Source organism: Streptomyces sp. NPDC001980 (genome assembly GCF_040296885.1).
Classification (GTDB): Bacteria; Actinomycetota; Actinomycetes; order Streptomycetales; family Streptomycetaceae; genus Streptomyces.
In genome coordinates, this window is the sequence record NZ_JBEOYD010000046.1 from 32,544 (window position 1) to 50,595 (window position 18,052).

Consider the following 18,052-nt stretch of genomic DNA (forward strand, 5'->3'; position numbering starts at 1 on the left):
GCCGGGCACCCCGCCCGGCCGTGGCATGATCGGGGCCATGCGTGAACGAGTGGTGGCCGCGTGCGACGGGGCTTCTAAGGGAAACCCGGGACCGGCGGGCTGGGCCTGGGTGGTGTCCGACGACGCGGCGACTCCCGCCCGCTGGGAGGCCGGGCCGCTCGGCAAGGCCACCAACAACGTGGCCGAACTGACCGCCCTGGAGCAGCTGTTGGCGGCCACCGACCCGGACGTGCCGCTCGAGGTGCGGATGGACTCGCAGTACGCGATGAAGGCCGTCACCACCTGGCTGCCCGGCTGGAAGCGCAACGGCTGGAAGACCTCCGCGGGCAAGCCGGTCGCCAACCAGGACCTGGTCGTCCGCATCGACGAACTCCTCGACGGCCGCACGGTCGACTTCCGGTACGTCCCCGCCCACCAGGTCGACGGCGACCCGCTGAACGACTTCGCCGACCGCGCGGCCAGCCAGGCGGCCACGGTGCAGGAGGCCGCGGGCAGCGCCCTCGGCTCCGCGGCACCGCCGCCGTCACAGGCGCCGGCCGCCTCCGCCGCGGCCCCGCGCCGCAAGGCTGCCCCCCGCAAGAGCGCGGCGGGCGGCTCCTCGCCCCGCACCATCAAGGCGAAGTTCCCCGGCCGTTGCCTGTGCGGCCGTTCCTACGCGGCCGGCGAGCCGATCGCCAAGAACACGCAGGGCTGGGGCCACCCGGAGTGCCGTACGGCGGCCGAGGCCTGACGCGGCGGCCCGATACAGCGGCCCGGTACAGCGGCCTGATACAGCGGCCTGATCAGGCCTCCAGGGTGTCGAACGTGTAGAACTTCGTGTGGTCGAGCAGGTCAGCAGGCCGCACGTCGTTCCACGGCTTCATCGTCTCGTCCAGGTCCACCACGTCCGGCGTGCCGCCGCCCGGCACGTAGGCCGCCTCCGGGTGCCGACGCTGCCAGCGGGCCCACAGCTTGTCGACGAAGGCGTGGTGCAGCCAGAACACGGGGTCGTTGGGGGAGACCCCGGTGGCCATCTGCCCGCCGACCCAGACGTGGACCCTGTTGTGCAGGTTGACCCCGCGCCAGCCCTCCAGATGGTTCCGGAAGCCGTCCGAGGCGCTGTTCCAGGGCGCCATGTCGTACGTGGCGAGGGACAGGACCGAGTCGACCTCGGCCCGGGTCGGCAGCTCGCGCACGCCCGTCCCGAGCGACCTGCGCAGATAAGTACGGCCGTCGACGCGGACGTTGACCGGCCAGTTCCCGTCGCCGGCGGCGAACGGCCCGTCCGTCACCCGCCCGTCCGAACTGCGCCCGGTACCGCCGAGGAAGTCCGGCGCCCACAGCGAGGCGCGGACGGTCCGGTCGGCGCTCCAGTCCCAGTAGGGGAGCGCGACGGAGGAGTCCACGGACTGCAGGGCCTGCTCGAAGTCGAGAAGGAATCTGCGGTGCCAGGGCAGGAACGACGGCGAACGGTGGCCGGTGCGCTCGGAGTCGTCGGTGTCGGACATGATGAAGGCGTTGTGCGTGCGCACGAAGTCGTCGTAACGCCCGCTGCGCTTCAGCTCGATGACGGCGGCGACGAACCGCCGCTTCTCGTCGGCGGTCAGTCCGGCCTGGTTCTTGCGTACGGTCATGTGCGGGGTGCTCCTTGTGCGGGCGGTCAGTTGGCGGGGAACGGCAGCAGCGCGGCGCCCTGCAGCTCGTCGACCGCGGCCCGGGCGGCGGCGCGCGGGGTGGCGACCGGGTCGTAGTGGCTGACCACACTGATCCAGCTGCCGTCGGCGTTCCGCATCACGTGGAGTTCGACCCCGTCCACGAACACCGCGTATCCGGCGCCGTGTCCGTGGTGGTGACCGCCGGTCATTCCTTTCATTCCGCCCATGTCCCCCATGCCGTCCATGTCGGCCGGTCGGCCCTGTATTCGGCGGCCCTTGTAGACCTCGTCGAAGGGTTCGAGTGATCCCTCGTGCGAGTGGCCGGCGGCCGAGGCGCCGGGCGCGAGGAGAGGCTGGGTGCCGGCCGCGGCGGCGAGGGCGGCTGCCGCGGTGAGCGCGCGACGGCGGGTGAGTTCGGGCATACGGGTGCTCCTGTGACGGGTGCGGGTGCTGACCCTGTATGCCTATCCGGCGGTCTCGGAGCGGGAGAAATCGCCCGGATCGGGTTGGCTACGATCAGGACAATTAGCTACATGTCATACAAGATTGAACGAAGATGATCTTGCCGTGGCGATGGTCCCGCCGCACCCGGAACGGGGAATTCCTTGCTCGGGCGCGCGGCTTTCCGGTGATCTTTCGCGGTGGTCCGCCGTCCGGGTGGTGTGGCTCACGGCGTCAATCTGGCGCGATTCGAAAACCCGGCCGGGTGTCCTCGCGCTGCTACCCTCCGGTGCCAATTGACCACGTTCGGTGACACTTAGGGGTGTGTGCGTGAAGGTCGTCTGCGTCGGAGGCGGGCCCGCGGGCCTGTATCTCGCGATCCTGCTCAAGCGGCAGAACCCGTCCCACGACATCGCCGTACACGAACGCAACCCCGAGGGCTCCACCTACGGCTGGGGCGTCACCTACTGGCGCGCCCTGCTCGACCGGCTCCACACCTGTGACCCCGAGTCGGCCCGGGCCATCGAGGCGAGCTCGGTGCGCTGGACCCAGGGGGTCGCCCACATCCGTGACCAGGCGACCCGGCAGCCCGGCGACGCGGGCCACGGCATCGGTCGCCACCGCCTCCTGGAGATCCTCGCCGAACGCGCTCGCGGCCTCGGCGTCCGGCTGGAGTTCGAGGACGAGATCACCCCCGGGAACCTCCCCGAGGCCGACCTGGTCGTCGCCGCCGACGGTATCCACAGCGCCCTGCGCGCCCAGCACGCCGGCCACTTCGGCACCGAGGCCACCGAGGGCCGCAACCACTACGTGTGGCTCGGTACCACCCGGGCCTTCGACTCCTTCACCTTCGCCTTCGTCGAGACCGGGCACGGCTGGGTCTGGTGCTACGGCTACCCGTACGACGACGGGCACAGCACCTGCGTCATCGAGTGCGCCCCGGACACCCTCACCGGCCTCGGTCTCGACGCGATGGGCGAGGCCGACCAACTGGGTCTGCTGGAGAAGCTGTTCGTCGGCATCCTCGACGGCCACCCGCTGGTCGGGGGCTCCTCGGCGGCCTGGCCGACCTTCCGCACACTCACCAACCGCACCTGGCACCACGGCAACCTCGTCCTGCTCGGGGACGCCGCCCACACCACCCACTACTCCATCGGCGCCGGCACCACCCTCGCCCTGGAGGACGCGATGTGCCTCGCCGACGCGCTGCGCGAGCATGCCGTCCTGCCCGAGGCCCTCGCCGCCTACGAACGGCGGCGCAGGGCCGAACTGGTCTCCGCCCAGAGCGCCGCCCGCCTCAGCGCCCAGTGGTACGAGAACCTGCCCCGCTACATCGGCCTGCCCCCGCACCGCATGTTCGCCCTGCTCGGGCAGCGGCACTCGCCCCTGCTGCCGTACGTCCCGCCGCAGCTCTACTACGGCCTCGACAAGGCCGCCGGGCGGCTGGAGGCGCTGCGCAGGCTCAAGCGGTGGCTCGGACCACGGGCGGCGCGCGCCCTGCACGTGCGGTCATAGGCGCCGTACGGCCGCGGATCGGTTTGGGTGAAAGACTATTCACTCGATAGGGTGAATGGGTATTCACCTCGTTATCCGCGTCGCCCGCAGGAGTGTCGATGGACCAGCCCGCCCCGATAGCCGGCCGCCCGGGATCGCCCGCCGCCCCGCCCCCGCTGCGGGAGCGGCTGACCATTCCGGTGCTGGCCTTCGGCGGGATCCTCATGGCCGTCATGCAGACGGTCGTCGTCCCCCTCCTGCCGGACCTGCCCCGGCTCACCCACTCCTCGGCCGGTGCCGTCTCCTGGACGGTCACCGCGACCCTGCTCGCCGGGGCCGTCCTCACCCCGGTGCTCGGCCGGGCCGGCGACATGTACGGCAAGCGCCGGGTGCTCACCGGTGCCCTCGCGCTGATGACCGTGGGCTCCGTGATGTGCGCCCTGTCGTCGGACATCACCGTGCTCATCGTCGCCCGCGCGTTGCAGGGCGCCGCCGCGTCCGTCGTACCGCTCTCGATCAGCATCCTGCGCGATGAACTCCCGCCCGAGCGCCGGGGATCGGCGGTGGCGCTGATGAGCTCCACCGTCGGCATCGGCGCCGCACTGGGCCTGCCGCTGGCCGCGCTGGTCGTGCAGTACTACGACTGGCACACCATGTTCTGGCTGACCAGCTTCCTCGGGGCGCTGGGCGTCGCGGCCGTCTGGTGGGCGGTCCGGGAGTCGCCGGTGCGCGAGAGCGGCCGGTTCGACGTCCTCGGGGCGCTCGGGCTGGCCGTCGGGCTGACCTGCCTGCTGCTCGGCGTCTCGCAGGGCGGCGAGTGGGGCTGGGGCAGCCCGCGCGTCCTCGGACTCTTCGGCGCCGCCGTCCTCGTGCTGGCCCTGTGGTGGTGGCAGCAGCTGCGGACCGAGCAGCCCCTGGTCGACCTGCACCTCGTGACCCGGCCGCGGGTCGGCCTCTCGCACGTCGCCGCCCTGCTCACCGGGTTCGCCTTCTACGCCAACTCCCTCGTCACCGCCCAGCTGGTGCAGGCGCCCAAGGCCACCGGATACGGCCTCGGCCTGTCGATCGTGGCCACCGGCCTGTGCCTGCTCCCGGGCGGCGTGACCATGCTGCTGTTCTCGCCGCTCTCCGCGCGGATCTCCGCCTCCCGCGGCCCGCGCATCACCCTGGCCCTCGGCGCCGCGGTCATCGCCTGCGGATACGTGGTCCGCATCGCCGACAGCCGCGACCTGTGGATGATCATCCTGGGCGCCACCGTCGTCGCCACCGGCACCACCCTCGCCTACTCCGCGCTGCCCACACTGATCCTGCGGGCCGTCCCGGCGAACCAGACCGCCTCCGCCAACGGCGTCAACGTCCTCATGCGCACCATCGGCCAGGCCACCTCCAGCGCCGCCGTGGCCGTCGTCCTCACCCACCACACCAGCCTCGTCGGCGGCGCTCCGACCGCCACGCTCCACGGCTACCTGCTGGCCTTCGCGATGGCCGGCGTCGTCGCCCTCGCGGCCGGTGCCGCCGCCCTCTCCATCCCCGGCGACAAGAGCCCCGACGACACCCCCCGCGCCCGGGGCCGGGCCGAGAGCGCCAGGGACGACGCACTGGAGGGAGCATGAGTGCCGTGAGCACCCGATCCGGCACCCCCGCCGCGCCCGCCCCCGCCCGCCGGGACGCCGAGGCCACCAAGGCGGCCATCCTCAAGGCCGCCCGCTACCTCCTCGCCCGGCACGCGCACGCCGACATCACCCTCAAGGACGTCGCCGAACGCGCCGGGGTCAGCGCACCGCTGATCCTCAAGTACTTCGGCAACAAGGACAGCCTGTTCGCCCGGGTCATGTCCTTCGACACCGACGCGGCCGCCCTGCTGGACGCACCCCTCGAGGACCTCGGCCGCCACATGGTCCGGCACGTCCTGGAGAGCCAGCGCGACCGCGGCGCCGACCCGCTGCTGCGCATCGCCTTCGCGCCGCTGCACGGCGACCACGGCGAGGTGCTGCGCGCCAACTTCCGCGCCCACGTCGTCGACGCCCTCGCCGCCCGGCTCACCGGACCCGACCCGGACCTGCGCGCCGAACTCGCCGTCGCCCAGCTCATCGGCCTGGGCGTGATGTACGGCATCGCGCGCGGCCCGCGGCTGCGCGACTCCGCGGCCACCGACGTCGGCGACATCGCCGACCGCTACGGCCCGGCCGTCCAGGCCCAGCTGACGCCCTGAGCGGGTCCTCGGCAGACGGCAGATCGCGGCACTTCCGGCGGAGCGCCTAGTCCGGCTCCGGCGTCGGTCCCGTCAGCAGCGCCTCGGCCGACCTGCGGAAGGCAGCGGTCAGCCGGTGGCCGTCCCCGGCGCGGGTCGCCAGCACCACGTGGCTCGGCTCGACGCCGTGCAGCGGGACCGTGGTCAGGTCGGGGCGGATGGTCGCGCCGGGCACCAGGGGCACGATCGCCACGGCCTGCCCGGCGGCGACATGCTCGAACTTGTCCTCCACCGCGCCGATCAGCGGACCGTCGGGCGCCGGGCTGCCGTCCGGCCGGGGATCGACGCGCCAGAACGCGTTCCAGAGCGGGTCCTTCCCCCGGGGCAGCGGCTCGTCGGCGATGTCGTCGAGCGTGACCGACTCCTTCCCGGCCAGTCGGTGGTCCAGCGGCACCACCAGCACACGCGGCTCGTCGTAGAGGACCGTCACCCGCAGGCCGTCGGTGCGCAGCGGCAGCCGGGTCACCGCCGCGTCCACGCGCCCCGTCAGCAAGGACTCGCGCGTCTCGTCCCAGTCGAGGTGCAGGGTCCGCACGTCGGCGTCCGGGAACCGGCGGCGCAGATCCCGCACGGCCGGGGTGACGAAGATCCCGTTGATGTACCCGACGGTGATCCGGCTCGGCTCGGCGGCGGCCCGGGTGACGGCGGCCGCCTCGCCGGCCGCCCGCAGCAACGCCTTGGCCCGGGGCAGGAACACCTCGCCGGCCTCGGTGAGCCGGGCGCCCTGGGGGGTGCGGTCGAAGAGCCGCGCCCCCAGCACCTGCTCCAGCCGCTGGATCTGCCGGCTCAGCGCCGGCTGGGTGATGTGCAGGGCGCCGGCGGCCCGCCCGAAATGCCGCTGCTCGGCGACCACGGTGAAGTACCGCACGAGCCGGAGATCGAGGTCAGGGGCGGAAGCCGGATCAGCCATGCCGCCAGGATACGGCCGACGACCTGCGCCGATGCCTGAAATGCATTGCGTATCTCGAAACAGGCTTTGGACGCCTGCCGCCCGCCGGCCGAACGATGGAGGCACCATCCCCTCCCTCGAAGGAGCACCCACCATGCGGGTATTCGTCACCGGCGGCAGCGGCTTCATCGGCTCCGCCGTCATCCCCGAACTCCTCGGCGCGGGCCACCAGGTCCTCGCCCTCGCCCGTTCGGACGGGTCGGCCGAGACCCTGCGGGCCGCGGGCGCCGAAGTGCACCGCGGCAGCCTCGACGACCCGGAGGACCTGGCCGGCGCGGCGGCCGGTACCGACGGCGTGATCCACTTGGCCTTCAACCACGACATTTTCCCGGACCTCACCCGCGCGGCGGAGAGCGACCTGCGCGTGATCGAGGCGATCGGAGCGGCCCTGGCGGGCTCGGACCGGCCCTTCGTGGTCACCTCGGGAACCATGATGCTCGCCTCGGTCGACGGGGTGGCGACAGAGGAGGACACCCCGGTACCGGGCACCTACCGCGCCGACCCCGACCTCGCCGCGCTCGCCCTGGCCGAGCGCGGCGTACGCAGCGCGGTGGTCCGCCTGGCCCCCTCGGTGCACGGCCACGGTGACAAGGGCTTCCTGCCCCGGCTGATCGACGTCGCGCGCGAGAAGGGCGTCGCCGCGTACGTCGGCGACGGCACCAACCGCTGGCCGGCCGTCCACCGCCTGGACGCCGCCCGCCTGTTCCGCCTGGCCCTGGAGTCGGCCCCGGCGGGCACCGGCCTGCACGGCGCGGCCGACGAGGGCATCCCCCTCAAGGACATCGCGGCGGCGATAGGCAGCGGCCTCGACGTCCCGCTGAAGAGCATCCCGGCCGAGGAGGCGCAGGCCCACTTCGGCTGGCTGGGCAGGGCGGCGGCCATCGACAACGCGACATCGAGCGAGCGAACCCGGAACCTCCTGGGCTGGAAGCCGGAACAGCCGGGCCTGATCGCCGACTTGGAAGAGGGCCATTACTTCTGAACGCCGGTTACGTGACGCGCCCCTTCATTGGCGCGGGGCTGTGCAGATCTGCGGCTCCGCCGCGTGGCCGCGACCAGCCCCCACCGGCCCGCAGCCGTCAACGGCGCACCAGCACCCCGTCCAGGAACCCATTGCCGAAAACCCGGTGTGGGTCAAGGCGATCCAGTACCTCGACCGCCGCATCCCACACAGCACCCCCGAACGACTCCGGAATCCTCGTACCGAGCACCACCTCGTCACTCCACACACCCGACTCCGTATAACCCCACCCCTTGGACCACTCGACCCGAGTCCCCTCGAACCTCTCGAAGAGAAACCCCTCCAACTCCCGCAAGAACGCCTCCGCGTAAGGCGTCCCCGGCAGCGTCAGCACATCCAGCCACACGGCGGTGTCGGCCCCCTCCCGAGGCCGCACCGCCGACAGCAACGGCACCTGCGCCCCGGCCACCCCGGCATCGGACGCCTCGTCCAGCCCCGTCACCCGGATCTCCACCGACCCGTTGACCGGAAACCGCCCCGACGCGGCGTACGCGGTGAGCCGTTCCCGGTAGAACGAGGTGAACTCGTGCACCACCGCCTGCACGTCGGCCCGCCGTGTCAGCACCGCGTACCCGTTCGCGCCGACCCGCAGGGTGGTCGGCTTGATGTACAGCAGCGTGTTCTTCGACGCTCCCCAGATGTCCGAGGACAGCGTCGCCACCAACCCGAGCGCCGCCACGTCCAGCTGCGCGTTCCCGAGGACCGGCGCCAGGTACCAGGCGGCGTCGGACACCATCCGCCCCACCAGGTCGGCGACGACGGTCGGCACGTTGTCGGAGAAGGGGTAGTTGTACGGCGAGGTGACGTGCCGCGAGGTGAGCGGCCTGGTCGGTGCGACGCTCCACTCCTTCAGCCACGGGTACTCGGTGAAGGCGAACCAGATCGCCTCGACCCGCCCCGAGCGCCGCAGGAAGCCGTCCAGGGTCCGGCCGCCCGAACCGGGCGCGGCGAACAGTTCGGCGGCCGGGATGTCGGTCCGGCTGACGCACCGCAGACTGCTGTTCGCCCCCACCCGCAGCACGACCTCGGTGACCAGCGCACGGCCCAGATGCGTCAGCAGCGCCGCGCAGTCCGCCTCGTCGCGCCGGAACGTCCGCAGGACATACGCTCCGGCGCTCCCGTCCCACACCACCGCCGTCAGCGACAGCACCAGATTGCTCAGCGAGCCGTAGGTGCGGCCGGGCAGCGGCTCCTCGCCGTCGGCCGGCACGGCGGTACCGTGCGCGTCGATCGCCAGCGCGCCGCCGAGCGTCAGATCGCCCGGCGCGGGCGCTGCGGTGAGCCCGAGGCCGTGGCCTTCCAGGAAGGTGAGCAGCGCCTCCGAAGTGACCCCGGTCCCGGCCCGGACCGCCGCATCGGAGTCCAGGGAGAGCCCGGTGAGACGGCTCGCGGTGTCGACGAGCAGAACCTGGTCGTCGGCTCCGGTCCCTTCCGTGATCGTCAAGGGCGACCAGCCGTGCGAGGAGCCACGCGCGCGTACCCGCCACCCGTTGCGCCAGGCCCAGTCGACGACCGCGAGCACCTGACCGGCGTCGGCCGGGGCACAGGCCCACAGCCCGTCGGCGGTGATCTCGCCGACCCAGTTGCGGTACGCGGAACGGTAGAGCTCGACCTCCGTCGGGAAGCCGGGCAGCTCGGCGGCGGCCACGGCCGGATCGGCGGCGAGCAGTACCGGAACGGCGGCGAGCGCGGCGGCGGACCGCAGAAAGCCCCGACGGCTCCAGCCGTCCGCGGAAGGCACGTTGTTCGGTGAATGGTCAACCATGTCGTCACGCTAGGCGCTGGTTGACACACCTCCGGTTTCCGTCCACCACAATCACTCGTGTGAGTGAAGGATTCACAGGTGGGCTCGGACGGACCGGCCCCTGACACCGTTGTCGGTGGCGAATGACAGACTGACGCCATGGACGAACGTGTAATCGGCAGGTCGGGACAGCGGGCATCGGTCGTCGGCCTCGGCACATGGCAGCTCGGCGCCGACTGGGGCGAGGTGGACGACAAGGAGGCGCTCGCCGTCCTGGAGACGGCGGCGGAGTCGGGGGTGACCTTCTTCGACACCGCCGACGTGTACGGCGACGGGCGCAGCGAGCAGACCATCGCCGCCTTCCTGCGCGGCAGGCCGGACCTGCACGTACTGGTGGCCACCAAGATGGGCCGCCGGGTCGACCAGATCCCGGAGAACTACGTCCTGGACAACTTCCGCGCGTGGAACGACCGGTCGCGCCGCAACCTCGGCGTGGACCGCCTGGACCTGGTGCAGCTGCACTGCCCGCCGACCTCGGTCTACTCCTCCGACGCGGTGTACGACGCCCTCGACACCCTGGTCGAGGAGGAGCGCGTCGCCGCCTACGGCGTCAGCGTCGAGACCAGCGCGGAGGCCCTCACCGCGATCGCCCGCCCGGGCGTGGCCAGCGTGCAGATCATCCTCAACCCGTTCCGCATGAAGCCGCTGTACGAGGTGCTCCCGGCCGCCCGGAAGGCCGGTGTCGGCATCATCGCGCGCGTGCCGCTCGCCTCCGGGCTGCTGTCCGGCAAGTACACCAAGGACACGGTCTTCGCGGCCGACGACCACCGCACCTACAACCGGCACGGCGAGGCCTTCGACCAGGGCGAGACCTTCTCCGGCGTGGACTACGCGACGGGCGTCGAGGCCGCCGCCGAGTTCGCCGCCCTCGCTCCCGAGGGATACACACCGGCCCAGCTCGCCCTGCGCTGGATCATCGACCAGCCTGGCGTGACCACAGTGATCCCGGGCGCCCGCAACCCGGAGCAGGCGCGTGCCAACGCGGCCGCCGCGAAGCTCCCGGAGCTGTCCGGGGAGACGGTCGCCGCGATCCGCGAGCTGTACGACCGCCGGATCAAGGACCAGGTGGAAACCCGCTGGTAGCAGTGGTGTGGGCCGGGAGCGGAGCGGTGCCGCTCCCGGCCGCCCGTACCGTTTGGCGGACCGGCCCGGCGGTTACCCGTATTCCATGACCGACCAGGAGCGGCGGACCGGGCGCGACGAGACGGAGGAGGAGCGCGCCGACCGGATGTGGGGCGAGCTCATCCAGGAGGTACGCGTCGCCCAGACCGGTGTGCAGATCCTGTTCGGCTTCCTGCTCACCGTGGTCTTCCAGCAGAAGTACGCCCAGCTGTCCGACGTGGACAAGACGATCTACATCGTGACCGTGATCCTGGGCGCGTCCGCCACGGGTGCCCTCATCGGCCCGGTGTCGCTGCACCGGCTGGTCGCCGGCCGCAAGGTGAAGCCGCAGGCGGTGCGGATGGCGTCCCGGCTCACCTTGATCGGCCTCTTCCTGCTGCTGGCCACCATGACCGCCTCCCTGGTGCTGATCCTCCGGGTGGCCACCGGCGGCAGCCATGTGACCTGGGCGGTGGCGGCCGTCGTCGTCTGGTACCTGGTGTGCTGGTACGGCATGCCGCTGTGGTCCCGGCACCGTCACACGACCCGCTGAGCCGAGCACGGCTGCTCAGCCGGTGGCGAGGATCTCCGCGAGTACGTCGTCCACCGGGATCTCTTCGCGGCCGGGCGGCACGGCCAGGTAGGTGTCGCTCAGGAAGGAGGCCAGCGCGGGCGCCCACGCGAACACCACCGCGTGGTGGCGGCTGCCGCCGGGCAGGGGGTCGCCGAGGAAGTCCATGCGCACTTCCCTCCAGCGCCCCTGCCGTACGGGACGCAGCCGCACATCCCCGACTCCGACCGGCTCTCTCAGCCCGTCGTTCAGCATCTCTCGGTCCAGCCGCCACCGGGCGAGCACCCGGCCGTCCAGGGTGAACACCGCGGTGACGGCGAACGGGTCACCTGCGTCGTACGACAGATGGACGAGGACGGGACAGCGGCCCGTCCCGTCCGCCCGGAGCTGTACGACCAAGGTCCTGTGCACGATGGGGTTCACGCGAGTGGCCTCCGAGAACGATCGGCTTGGTGCCCTCTAGTACCCCTCTCGCGGGAAAAACGCTCAATCCCGAGCGGAATTGCCCTTCGAGTCCTGCGGGTTCCACCCGTTTTACGAGTCCTGCGTGCCCGTCGTGCCGCGCAGTGCGGCCAGGCAGGAGCCGATGGCCTGCTGGAGGTCCTCCAGGCGCTGGACCATGTCGTCCTCGTAGAAGTCCTGGGCGTCGTCGAAGGTCAGCTCCTCGAACGCCTTGGTCGCCTTCTGGAGGCTGTTGTAGAACTTGGTGCGCTTCTCCTGGACGCGCAGTTCGGGGTCGGCCTCCACGGCCTCCACGACCAGGTTCTTCATGGTGTCGTAGGCCTCGGTAGCCCACTCGCCGGTGTCCTCGTCCTCGTCCAGCTCGTCGAGGAGCGACAGATGGCGCTCGGCCTCCTGGCGCAGCTCCGACGGCGCGTCCACGGTCTGCCCGGCCGGGGTCTTGATCTGGCCGGACTCGGCGATCTGCCGGACGTAGCCGATCCGGTCGGCCGAGCGGCTCTCGGTGGCCACGGCCTTCTTCAGGTCGGCGGTGCGGACCACGTCCCGGGCCAGCACGGTCTGCAGGTCCGGGTCCTCCTTGATGCGGTCGAGGAGGGCCGAGCGGGCGGCGCGGGCGGTGGACGGGTCGGCGAGGATCGCGGCGCGCAGCGCGGTGGGGTTCTCGGCGACCTCGAGGGCCTTGGTGGGCCGGATGCCCTCGGCCTCGGCGGCCTCCGCGATGGCGGTGCCACGCTCGGAGCCGGCGCTGCTGCGGGAGACGTAGTAGGTCAACCAGACGTCCGAGTCCGGGAGTTCCACCTCCTGCCCCGGTGCGAGGGCCTCGAAGTGCGGGACCAGACCGTCGTCCGCGGCCTTGTCCCAGGCCTTGTAGTAGCGCATGACGCGCTCCGCGGAGCAGCCTGCCAGTTCGGCGAACTCCTTCGCCGACACCTTCGGCGTCTCCTCCGCGCCCTGCCCTCCCGGCCGCACGCTGCGGGCCACCATCAGCCCGAACGTCCAGCCTCCGGTCCGTACATACGCGCCGAACTCGCGGGCGTCCCGCGCCACCAGATCGGAGAGGGGAGCCGGGGACGCGCTGGACGTCTCGGTCGGGTCGATCGCTAGGGTCACGGAGGACACTCCTGAAGGCTGCCGAACTGCATACGTACCGACGGGCAGCCTATATCGACCTATTGGCCGGGGTTTGCCGGACCGTCGAAGACCGGCCGAGGGCGTCGCGCCGCACCCGGCGAATCAGCTCGCGGAGGTGCGGAACGTCTCCAGGAAGGTCTTCAGGGCGAGCTTGTCCGCGGCGTCGTCCCAGGCGGCGGCGGGTGTCGTGATGCGCAGCGAGAAGCTGCGGCCGCCGCCGAGCAGGAAGCCGCGGCCGAAGGTGTGCACCCGGTCGGCACCCGTGCCGGACAGCCACTCCATGTCCGCGGCCTTGTGGCCCTGGTAGGTGATCGCCTTGATCTCGCCGACCCGTTGGTAGCCGTCCAGCTTCTCCAGCCCCGGCTCCACGTCGTCCCGCCAGATCGCGACCGGGTCCGGCCCCGCCTGGGTGCTGTAGGTGACCGCCAGGGTGCGCAGGTCGTCGCCGCCCGGGCCGAAGGTGACGCGGTAGGCGACGTCGTCCCGGGCGGTGTCGAGGCGCTTCCAGCCCTTCGGGAGGGCCACGGAGAACCCCTCGGGGGCGGTGTAGCGGTGGAAGCCGGCCGGCAGGGCACCCGGCGAGGCCGTGGCCGAGGGAGAGGCGGAGGCGGAGGCCGACGGGGTGGGGGAGGAGGACGCCGTCTGTGAGGGGGAGGAGGACGCCGTCTGTGAGGGGGAGGGGCTGGGGGCGTTGCCGTCCGTGCGGTTGGCCGGGTCGCCGGCCGTGGCGGAGGCGGTCGGGGCCGAGCCCGCCGAGAAGGCGCCCGGCAGGCCCTGGGTCGCGGCCAGCACCGCGACCGAGACGGTCACCACGGCCAGCGCGGTTCCGCCGATCATGGTGGATCTGCTCCACCCGGAGGCCCGGGCGGCCACATAGGCGCCGCGCAGCCGGGAGACGGGTGCGGGCTGTTCGACCGTGTCGGGGTCCTCGTCCAGGACACGTGTCAGTGCCTGACGCACCACCGCCCGGCTCAGCCGCTCACGGGAGTTCTTCCGCAACAGCCCCTGCACCACCTGGGTCAGCGGGCCGGCCCGCAGCGGGGTGCGCAACGGCAGCCGGTCCACGCCCTTGAGGGTGGCCTCGGCCTTGCCCCGGTCCCGGAACGGCGGCCGCCCCTCGACCATCGTGTAGAGGATCGCGCCGAGCGCCCACAGGTCGGCGGCGGGGCCGATGCGCTCGTCGCGGGCCTGCTCCGGCGAGGCGTACGACGGCGCGGTGACCCGGGGCGACAACGTCGCGCCGGCCAGGCCGAACCCGGTGATGACCACCGGGCCCCGGTCGCGGACGAAGATCTGGCCGGGGCTGAGCTCGCCGTGCGTGTAGCCGTCGGCGTGCGCGGCCTCCAGCACGTCGAGCACTTCCAGCCCGATGCGCGCGGCCCGCACGTAGTTGAACGTGGACTGCTGGGCGAGCAGTTCACTGAGCGGCGTGCCGTCGATCACCTCCGTCACCGTCCACAGCACGCCCGCCTCCTCGAAGGCGTCGATCACCATGGCGACCCGGCCGGGCCGCAGCGCGCTCATCACCTCGGAGGAACGCAGAATACGGGCGGTGGCCCGGCGCACGGTGTCCTCGGTGGGCGCCTCGGGAAACGCGATCTCGGTCACCAGACGCGGTCGCTCGGCCTGCACGTCCTCCGCGTACCAGCTGACGCGGTTCGGCTCGCGGTCGGCGACTTCGAGGAGCCGGTACCTTCCGGCGACCAACTCTTGTGCGGAGACATGCGCCTTGACCATCGTCATCCCTCGCTGAAACCCCTGCCTCGTCATTAACCAGAGGTACGCGGGACGTGCCTGGGTTTGTTCAAAGAATCTGCAACTCGGGGACCGTTCTTGCCTTTTATTCAACTGGCGGCACCGGCCGGGTACTTGGGGAAAACAGTGAATGACCGGGCTTCGACCTGCGGGTAACCGACGGTAAAAGCCCGGCTGCGATCCGCTGGTCAGCCCAGTCCGAAGCGCTCCGTCCACTCCGAGATCTCCCGGTGTGTCACATTGCCCCCGCACACCACGAGGCCGATCCGCGCCCCGGCACCGACCCGCTCGAGCACCTGCCGGGCCGCGGGCAGCAGACAGCCGGCGGCCGGCTCGGTCCACACCTTGGCGTGTTCGGCGAACTCCAGACTGCCCCGCACCGCCTCCCGGTCCGGCACCACCAGCACCTCCGCCACCAGCGCCGCCGCATGGTCGTACGTCAGCCGGGACACGGACGGCGCGCTGAGCGTCGTCACGATCGACGACACCGCGACCGGCAGCGGACCGCCCGCCGCGAGCGCCTCGGACATGGCCTGCGCGCCCGCCGTCTCCACGCCCCACACCCGCACCCCGGGGCGGCGGGCCCGCAGGGCCGCCGCGACGCCCGCGATCAGGCCCCCGCCGCCGATGCTGACGATCACGTCGGTGAGGTCGTCCGCGTCCTCGGCGAGTTCCAGGCCCACCGTGCCCTGTCCGGCGATCACCACCGGGTCGTCGAAGGGATGGACCAGGGTGAGCCCCTCGTCCCGCAGCCGCGGCACCAGTTCGAACGCCGAGTCCATGCCGTCGGTGAGCCGCACCGACGCACCGGCCGCCTCGACGAGCGCGATCGACCGAGCGGGCGCCGTCCGCGGCATCACCACCGTCGCCTTCACATCGAGGGCCGCGGCCATCACCGCGAGGGCGATGCCGTGGTTGCCGCCGCTGACCGCCACCACGCCGGCCGCCCGCTCGGCCTCGGTCAGCGAGAGCAGCTTCGCCGTGGCACCGCGCGCCTTGAAGGAGCCGGTGCGCTGGAGGAGTTCGAGCTTGACGGTGACCGGCGCGCCGAGCAGCTCCGACAGGCCGGGGCTGGGCACGGTGGGGGTGCGTACGACGTGTCCGGCGACCAGCCGGGCCGCGGCTTCGATGTCCGAGATGCCGATGATGCCGTTCAAGGCGGTTCACCCTTCCGGCGCGGGAGCGACGGTCCGCGCCGTTCGCACCCTGACCCGGCCGGACCGCCCTGGTCAACCCGGACCGGCCGCGGCGGCCGGTCCGCTCGGACCAGGGCGCCGGTGTCAGTGCTGTTGCGCCTTCTGCGGGGTCGCCTCGCTCGGCCGGACCACGACATAGCCCTCACCCTGGAGCATCAGCTGGACCGCCTCGCCCGAACCGCCGCGCAGCATCGACCCGATGGACTGCGAGCGGTGCAGCGAGGTCTGCAGGTGCGCGGTCCAGCCCACCACGGCGTCCGTGTCGACGTACACCGGGGCCTGCGGCGAGACCGGGATCACGAGCGGATTCCCGTCGCAGATCAGACCGAGCTTGCCGTAGCCGGAGAACACGCTGTTGAACAGACCGCCGCCGGCGATGCCCGACCCCTTCACCGTCCTGATCTCGTACGACAGTGTGGCGTCGAAGCACAGGACGTTGCGGCCGTTCACGGTGAACTGGTCGCCGGGCTCTATCTCGACGATGAAGCAGTTCTGCGCCTCGTGCGCGAACCAGGCCTCGCCCTGGCCCTGCACGGACATCAGCGGCAGCCCCTCGCCGGTGACCGCGCGCTTGAGCATTCCGCCCACGCCCTGGCCCTTGCGCTCGAACTTCAGACTGCCGCGGTGCGCGATCATCGCGCCCTGGCGGGCGTACATCTCGCCGTTGACCGCGTACCTGACGCACTTCGCGTTCTCGACCGTCATGCCGGGCTCGAGCGCCGGCGCCACCATGTGCTGACTGGAAAAGAGATCACCCTTCATGTCGGGCATGGTGTCCCGGACGGACCCGTTCCGCCAAGATCACGGACGGTACCGGTTCAGGCACCGAACAGCTGGGTCCAGTAGGTGCCGGCCCGGCCGCCGCCGGCGAAGCCGGTGCCTATGTGGGTGAAGTCCGGTTTGAGGATGTTGGCCCGGTGGCCCGGGCTGTTCATCCAGCCCTCCACCACCTCGGCCGCGGAGCGCTGGCCGCAGGCGATGTTCTCGCCGATGGTGCGCCGCCGGGAGCCCGCGGCGGCGGCCCGGTCCCAGGGCTGGGTGCCTTCCGGGGAGGTGTGCGAGTAGAAGTCGCGGGTCGCCATGTCCGTGCTGTACGCCTGTGCGGCCGCCGCCAGCTGCGGATCCGCCGCGAGCGGCCGCAGCCCGGCCCGGGTGCGCTCCCGGTTGGTGAGGTCGACGACCTCGGCGCGGGTGCGGGTCAGTTCGGCCTGGGTGAGGGGTCTGGCCCACAGCGCGGTCCAGTAGGTGTCCCCGTCCCGCGGGCCGCGGGCGTGGGCGAGGCCCGCGTGGGTGAACGCCGGGTCGAGCAGGGTGCGCCGGGCGTCCTCGGTGCGCAGGCAGTAGTCGACGAACTCGGCGGGGGTGCGGGGACCGGAGACGAGGTGTTCGCCGACCGTGACATAGGCGAATCCGGCACCGCTGATCCGCTGGTGGACGGAGACGCCGTCGCGGCTCTCGGTCGCCAGCCGGCCGGCGTCGGCCATCGCCGTGGCGTGGGCGAGGGCGGCCGAGGTGAGCCGGGTGTCCGGGGCCACCGGCGGGTGGCCGGCACGGGCGCGGGCGGAGTTGACCAGGCCCAGCAGACCGTCCGGATCGGGGAGCGCCGCCGTCGAGGGGCGGGCCGGGGAGGCCGCCGTGCGCTGGGTCGGGATCGTGGCGCGGAAACCGGGGGACGGCTGCCGGTCCTCGACCACGTCGACCCCGAAGTCCCGGGCCAGCCCGGCCAGTCCGTCCGCGTATCCCTGGCCGATCGCGCGCAGCTTCCAGCCGGTGCCCCGGCGGTATATCTCGGAGAGCAGCAGCAGGGTCTCCGTCTGCGGGCGCGGCGGTGCGAACCGGGCCAGGGTACGGCCGAGGCGGTCGGTCACGTGCAGGGTGGCGGCGGGCAGCCGGCCGAGCGGGGTGCCGGGCTCGGCGGCGGTCACCGTGAGGGTGACGCGCTGGGCGCCGGCCCGCAGCAGGCCCGGCTCGACGGTCAGCGTGTCACCGCGCAGCCGGACGCCGGGCGCGTCCGGCTGGTTGTAGAAGACGAAGTCGGCGTCCCCGCCGACCTTGCCGCTCTCGTCGGTGATCAGCGCCGACACGTCGAAGGGACCGGGCACCCGCAGGGTCAGCGCGCCGCCCGGAAGGGGCAGATTGCCCCCGGGGACCAGCTCGCTCATCGCGCCGCCTCTACGCGGTCGGGGGCCGAACGTCGCGCCCGGTGGGGGAGTCGCCGGTTGAACGTCCGGCCCGGGCGCGA

At 72.2% G+C, this 18,052-nt stretch carries 17 protein-coding genes; 7 read left to right on the forward strand and 10 right to left on the reverse strand.

Annotated elements, in window-relative coordinates; all coding sequences use genetic code 11:
- Window positions 1–25: 25 nt before the first annotated feature.
- On the forward strand, window positions 26–730 hold the full coding sequence (locus ABT137_RS42730) for a ribonuclease H family protein (RefSeq protein WP_351717630.1): 705 nt from the start codon (window positions 26–28) through the stop codon (window positions 728–730).
- 52 nt (window positions 731–782) lie between these two features.
- On the opposite strand, the gene melC2 is transcribed toward ABT137_RS42730, so the two are convergent.
- Window positions 783–1,613, reverse strand: a complete 831-nt coding sequence (gene melC2, locus ABT137_RS42735) for a tyrosinase MelC2 (protein WP_351717631.1) — start codon at window positions 1,611–1,613, stop codon at window positions 783–785.
- Between the two features lie 26 nt (window positions 1,614–1,639).
- On the reverse strand, window positions 1,640–2,056 hold the full coding sequence (gene melC1 / locus ABT137_RS42740) for an apotyrosinase chaperone MelC1 (protein ID WP_351717633.1): 417 nt from the start codon (window positions 2,054–2,056) through the stop codon (window positions 1,640–1,642).
- A gap of 343 nt (window positions 2,057–2,399) precedes the next feature.
- Here melC1 and ABT137_RS42745 point away from each other — a divergent pair, with 343 nt between their 5' ends.
- The 3 genes from ABT137_RS42745 to ABT137_RS42755 all read left to right on the forward strand — a co-directional run bounded on the left by ABT137_RS42745 (window position 2,400) and on the right by ABT137_RS42755 (window position 5,781).
- Entirely contained in the window at window positions 2,400–3,590 is a 1,191-nt protein-coding gene (locus tag ABT137_RS42745; protein ID WP_351717635.1) for an FAD-dependent monooxygenase, read from the forward strand.
- 98 nt (window positions 3,591–3,688) lie between these two features.
- The gene (locus ABT137_RS42750) at window positions 3,689–5,182 is read left to right on the forward strand and encodes an MFS transporter (RefSeq protein WP_351717637.1); all 1,494 of its coding nucleotides are present in this window, start codon (window positions 3,689–3,691) and stop codon (window positions 5,180–5,182) included.
- The gene (locus tag ABT137_RS42755; protein WP_351717638.1) at window positions 5,179–5,781 is read left to right on the forward strand and encodes a TetR/AcrR family transcriptional regulator; all 603 of its coding nucleotides are present in this window, start codon (window positions 5,179–5,181) and stop codon (window positions 5,779–5,781) included. Before ABT137_RS42750 ends, ABT137_RS42755 begins: the two co-directional genes overlap by 4 nt.
- A 46-nt stretch (window positions 5,782–5,827) precedes the next feature.
- On the opposite strand, the gene ABT137_RS42760 is transcribed toward ABT137_RS42755, so the two are convergent.
- On the reverse strand, window positions 5,828–6,730 hold the full coding sequence (locus ABT137_RS42760; RefSeq protein ID WP_351717640.1) for a LysR family transcriptional regulator: 903 nt from the start codon (window positions 6,728–6,730) through the stop codon (window positions 5,828–5,830).
- 133 nt (window positions 6,731–6,863) lie between these two features.
- Here ABT137_RS42760 and ABT137_RS42765 point away from each other — a divergent pair, with 133 nt between their 5' ends.
- Window positions 6,864–7,751: an SDR family oxidoreductase gene (locus ABT137_RS42765; protein WP_351717642.1), complete on the forward strand. Its 888-nt coding sequence runs from the start codon at window positions 6,864–6,866 to the stop codon at window positions 7,749–7,751.
- Between the two features lie 97 nt (window positions 7,752–7,848).
- On the opposite strand, the gene ABT137_RS42770 is transcribed toward ABT137_RS42765, so the two are convergent.
- Window positions 7,849–9,555 (reverse strand): cholesterol oxidase substrate-binding domain-containing protein, encoded by a 1,707-nt coding sequence (locus ABT137_RS42770; protein ID WP_351717643.1) that lies wholly within the window; start codon window positions 9,553–9,555, stop codon window positions 7,849–7,851.
- Window positions 9,556–9,693: 138 nt separating this feature from the next.
- Between ABT137_RS42770 and ABT137_RS42775 the strand changes: the two genes are divergently transcribed.
- Both ABT137_RS42775 and ABT137_RS42780 read left to right on the forward strand, forming a co-directional pair.
- Complete coding sequence (locus ABT137_RS42775) at window positions 9,694–10,677, forward strand: aldo/keto reductase (RefSeq protein ID WP_351717644.1); 984 nt, start codon at window positions 9,694–9,696, stop codon at window positions 10,675–10,677.
- An 85-nt stretch (window positions 10,678–10,762) separates the two neighbouring features.
- On the forward strand, window positions 10,763–11,248 hold the full coding sequence (locus tag ABT137_RS42780; protein WP_351717646.1) for a DUF6328 family protein: 486 nt from the start codon (window positions 10,763–10,765) through the stop codon (window positions 11,246–11,248).
- A gap of 15 nt (window positions 11,249–11,263) precedes the next feature.
- On the opposite strand, the gene ABT137_RS42785 is transcribed toward ABT137_RS42780, so the two are convergent.
- The 6 genes from ABT137_RS42785 to ABT137_RS42810 form a co-directional block, all read right to left on the reverse strand.
- Window positions 11,264–11,689: an SsgA family sporulation/cell division regulator gene (locus ABT137_RS42785; RefSeq protein WP_351717648.1), complete on the reverse strand. Its 426-nt coding sequence runs from the start codon at window positions 11,687–11,689 to the stop codon at window positions 11,264–11,266.
- A gap of 111 nt (window positions 11,690–11,800) precedes the next feature.
- On the reverse strand, window positions 11,801–12,838 hold the full coding sequence (locus ABT137_RS42790) for a hypothetical protein (RefSeq protein WP_351717650.1): 1,038 nt from the start codon (window positions 12,836–12,838) through the stop codon (window positions 11,801–11,803).
- 123 nt (window positions 12,839–12,961) lie between these two features.
- Complete coding sequence (locus ABT137_RS42795; RefSeq protein ID WP_351717652.1) at window positions 12,962–14,602, reverse strand: serine/threonine protein kinase; 1,641 nt, start codon at window positions 14,600–14,602, stop codon at window positions 12,962–12,964.
- A gap of 200 nt (window positions 14,603–14,802) precedes the next feature.
- The gene (locus ABT137_RS42800; RefSeq protein WP_351717704.1) at window positions 14,803–15,762 is read right to left on the reverse strand and encodes a threonine/serine dehydratase family protein; all 960 of its coding nucleotides are present in this window, start codon (window positions 15,760–15,762) and stop codon (window positions 14,803–14,805) included.
- 132 nt (window positions 15,763–15,894) lie between these two features.
- Window positions 15,895–16,572: an AIM24 family protein gene (locus tag ABT137_RS42805; RefSeq protein ID WP_351717653.1), complete on the reverse strand. Its 678-nt coding sequence runs from the start codon at window positions 16,570–16,572 to the stop codon at window positions 15,895–15,897.
- Window positions 16,573–16,628: 56 nt separating this feature from the next.
- Window positions 16,629–17,972: a CAP domain-containing protein gene (locus tag ABT137_RS42810; RefSeq protein WP_351717655.1), complete on the reverse strand. Its 1,344-nt coding sequence runs from the start codon at window positions 17,970–17,972 to the stop codon at window positions 16,629–16,631.
- Window positions 17,973–18,052: the final 80 nt, after the last annotated feature.